Here is a 3,945-nt window from a genome sequence, read left to right as displayed (position 1 = left end):
TTATTATACTTTATTTTATTAGCAAGAAAATAAGATTTTGAATATTAAGAAAATATAATTGTAATATTAAACAATTTATAACTGTAGAACAATATAGTTGAACATTCAACTAAAAAATGATAAACTGATTATAGTGAAAACTTCAATTGTATTTATGAGAGGTGAAAGATATAACAAATTTATATAGCTGTATATTGAGAGAGATAGGAGCTTTGTCACGTTGTATTCATTTTATGAGTGATGTTAAATTCAAGGAGATAAAATTGCAAAAAGGCCAATTTATGTTTCTTACCAGGATATGTGAGAATCCTGGAATTAATCAGGTGGATTTATCAAATCTTTTGAAAGTAGATAAAACAACTACTACAAAAGCCATACAAAAACTCGTTGAAGCTGATTATATAGATAGAAAAAGAGACGATGTGGATAAAAGAATGTGGAGACTTTATCCAAGTAAAAGGGCATTGGATATATATTCTTTCATTATTGATGAAGAAAATAAATATATCCAAATTTGTTTCTGCAATCTTGATGAAAGAGAAAAAAAGTTAGCCTATAAATTAGTAAAAAAAATGAGGGAAAATGTTGAGAGTGTCTGGGAAAAATCAAAAAATTTTTAAGGAGTGGTATTATGATAAGAAAGGCAAATGTGAGGGATATAGAGGATATAATGAAAATTATAAAACGGACCATTGAGGAAATGCATACCTACAATAATACTCAATGGGATGAAAATTATCCAAGGAAAGAGGATTTTATAAATGACATTCAAAAAGAGAGTTTATTTGTGTTGGAAAGAGAAAGGCATTTAGCTGGTTTTGTATGTATTAATAAAGTGGAACCAGCTGAATATGGTGATTTAAATTGGACATTAAATGAAGAGGCTGCGATTGTTCACAGAATGGCTGTTAACTCAAATTATAGAAGAATTGGCATTGGCACTGAATTACTGAAATTAGCTGAGAGACTTGCACTCAAAAGCAATGTCAGATATTTAAAAACTGATACATATTCAGTAAATACAAAGATGAATTCATTATTTAAAAAGTGTGATTACAAATTTATTGGGGAGATTAATTTTTTAGGAAAGGAAAAGCCATTTAACTGTTATGAAAAGATATTAGATCCGGATAAGTATGTTATTTAAAATAATTATCAAATGATTCTCAGGTTCAGATGGAGTTTGCTAATAATGACAGAGAGGGAAAGAAAAATGAAAGATGTAATGAGAGTAAGAAATGTGAAGTTGGGAGACGGAATTCCTAAGATTGCAGTACCTTTTATGGGTTCTAATGATGAAGATATTGTTGAGGAAATAACATATTTAAAAACAATCAATTTGGACTTGGCGGAGTGGAGAATTGATTATTATGAGGATGTGTATAATATTCGAAAAGTGAAAAAAATCCTTGCAAAGATTAGGAAAGTTTTAGGTGATATTCCTCTGATCTTTACTCTTAGAACTGCCAAAGAAGGTGGAAAAAAGAAAATTACAGTGGAATACTATAAAAAACTTATAGAGTCAATTGCAGCTACTGGCGATGTTGACATTGTTGATATTGAATTGTCCATTGGAAGTGATGAATTGGTGAGGGAAATGGTGGGTACAGTGCACCGACATGGTATAAAAGTTATTATTTCCAGCCATGATTTTGAAAATACACCTGAGAAGAATACGTTGGTGGAAAAGATGTGCAGAATGCAGTGTCTAGGTGCGGACTTACCTAAAATTGCGGTAATGCCTTCCAGTGCCCAAGATGTGCTTGATTTATTAGCTGCTACTAATGAGATGGTATGCTGTCATGGCCAAACTCCGGTTATCACTATATCTATGGGCTCATTAGGTATCATCAGCCGAATAGCAGGTGAAATTTTTGGTTCAGCAGTTACTTTTGGATCAGCTAAATCCGCCTCTGCTCCGGGACAATTAGAAGCAGGTGAGTTATATAAAGTGCTTCGACTTATTGCCTGCAAATAGGTAACTATAGGATTGGCATAATTGTGTATGTTATCGCTTTAATGAAGATTGATAGGATACAGATATCTACAATAAAATATATAGACGCCAGATAGGGTATATTATTCTTAAATCATTTTTTTATGTTGATTTAAAAATAATTGACAGAGGAGAAATTTGAAATGGATAGATCTAAAATAATTATGAACAGCGGTACTGAGTATTTTGTAGATAAAGATCCCCAACGAGTTATTTCGGATTATGGGTGTATAGAAGATAAGTTTTTGGAAATTCAAGATTGTAGGAATAATAATAGAGTAATCATTAATATAAATAATATATCTTCAATTGAACCTTGTAAATACAAAAAATACGTAGTTACACTGGAAGAATAAATATAAAACTAAAGATAATATGTACTTAAATAGAGAAGCATATCAAGTGATTCTCAGGTTCGGATGAAATTTTTGTACGTATAGAATATTTTTTATCATCTGAAGCCTATAGAAATTTATCTATAAATGTAACATTATTTATCATCTTCCACTCTCGGGAATCTGGGGGAATTGGCAATAACAGCCATAAGATAAATATTTAATAATTTGACTAATATGCTTCTCTATTAAGGTAGAAAATTTACTGAGACCTGAGGCCATTTTTATTCAAAATTTTATAACGAGAATTATGAAATCTGTTTTAAATGATAAAGTACAGCACTTAATTTAAATATATCTGTGATTATAATCAATTATTGCACCCATTATCTTCTTTGGAATTTGTCTGGTGCTCTGGTTCATAATCTGTTTCAGAATCAGGGAATAATGGACTCAAGTTTTGATCTGGATAAAACTTTGGCACTGGTGATCTATTGAATTTGTCGCATACATTTTCTTCAGGCTCAGGTTCGCATGGTTCCTTAGGAACTGGACAGTAGCTGTAAGCTGGTATTAGCAGCTGTACTATAAGTTCACATTTTACAATTATATAGTATCCCAAAGTGATATCTAAAACTTTGCAATTATTTTCATCTTCATGCAATACGGCTTGAAGTACATCAGCCACCATTTCGAGTTTTATAATGTTGTCTATTTCATCTTTTGAACTGTTTGATTGGTTGCAGGATACTTTAGACAATGAATCTGGGCAATAGAATTTGCCAATTACATCTTGTCTGTTTATTTCGAATAGCTCGCTTTTATTTACTGCATTACAGTCGATATAATCTGCATAAAATGAAATAGTATAACAAATGATTAATTTTTTGAAGCCATTCTCACATGAAAGTGGTATTTTTTCTATTGATGTCAATGTAATTTTAAAATCTCTACAGCCAATGTATATTTTTGGATTATCTAATGGATTGCTTCTCAATTCATAATCTGTTGTAGCTGTATCGGGCCCTTCACAATAGGAAATGCATCTTTTAATCAAGCATTGATCAAAAACTTTAGGAACTTCTACACAAACTAATTCTGAAGGATCTGGTAAATGCCCTTGTTTGTTTACGAGGCCTGGACGGGGCACAAATTTATTAAAATTTATGGACATAGATTTTCCTCCTTTAAATATTATAATTTAACTGTCCGCGGTATACCGTAGGCATTTGTTTATCTGTTTTTTACCATTAGTTTTTTATATTTTTCTCCACTATGAGAAGATAAATTGATACGATACAATGTAATAACTCATTGGGAGGAAAGATATAGTTTGTTTTAACAACATGAAGTAATCAATATTTTCACAGATGATTTATGAAGTCTCTGTTTTTATTTGAGAATTTTTAATATTCTTCATTAATGTAAAAAGTTGAACGATTTGTACAGAAAAAGTTATATCGTCTTACATTATATATTATGTTTGAGTATCATAGTTGTGATATCCAAACATAATATCTGTCTCTTATAAACATATGACGCTGCCGACGAAGCTAGAAGTGTAGATCTCGGTGGTAGCCGTATCATTAAAAAAAAAAGGTGGGGGGGTGCTGG

General features: G+C 31.2%; 5 protein-coding genes. 4 read left to right on the top strand and 1 reads right to left on the bottom strand.

All coding sequences use genetic code 11. From position 1 onward, the window contains the following. Positions 1–212 precede the first annotated feature (212 nt). The 4 genes from J5G60_RS17135 (at position 213) to J5G60_RS17120 (ending at position 2,352) form a co-directional block, all read left to right on the top strand. Positions 213–620 (top strand): MarR family winged helix-turn-helix transcriptional regulator, encoded by a 408-nt coding sequence (locus tag J5G60_RS17135; RefSeq protein ID WP_347562619.1) that lies wholly within the window; start codon positions 213–215, stop codon positions 618–620. A gap of 11 nt (positions 621–631) precedes the next feature. Then, positions 632–1,147: a GNAT family N-acetyltransferase gene (locus J5G60_RS17130; RefSeq protein ID WP_150356790.1), complete on the top strand. Its 516-nt coding sequence runs from the start codon at positions 632–634 to the stop codon at positions 1,145–1,147. 66 nt (positions 1,148–1,213) lie between these two features. Further along, positions 1,214–1,978 (top strand): type I 3-dehydroquinate dehydratase, encoded by a 765-nt coding sequence (aroD, locus tag J5G60_RS17125; RefSeq protein ID WP_150356789.1) that lies wholly within the window; start codon positions 1,214–1,216, stop codon positions 1,976–1,978. A gap of 161 nt (positions 1,979–2,139) precedes the next feature. Further along, the gene (locus tag J5G60_RS17120) at positions 2,140–2,352 is read left to right on the top strand and encodes a hypothetical protein (protein ID WP_150356788.1); all 213 of its coding nucleotides are present in this window, start codon (positions 2,140–2,142) and stop codon (positions 2,350–2,352) included. Between the two features lie 349 nt (positions 2,353–2,701). On the opposite strand, the gene J5G60_RS17115 is transcribed toward J5G60_RS17120, so the two are convergent. Then, positions 2,702–3,505 carry a hypothetical protein gene (locus tag J5G60_RS17115; RefSeq protein WP_150356787.1) on the bottom strand — a complete coding sequence of 268 codons (804 nt, stop codon included), beginning with the start codon at positions 3,503–3,505 and terminating at the stop codon, positions 2,702–2,704. Between the last annotated feature and the right edge of the window lie 440 nt (positions 3,506–3,945).

Origin of the sequence: Clostridium sp. HV4-5-A1G (assembly GCF_900184915.1) — a bacterium.
In the GTDB taxonomy this organism is placed as follows: domain Bacteria; phylum Bacillota; class Clostridia; order Clostridiales; family Clostridiaceae; genus Clostridium_B; species Clostridium_B aromativorans.
Note: the sequence above shows the minus strand (reverse complement) of the source record. Positions and strands in the feature narration are given on the sequence as shown.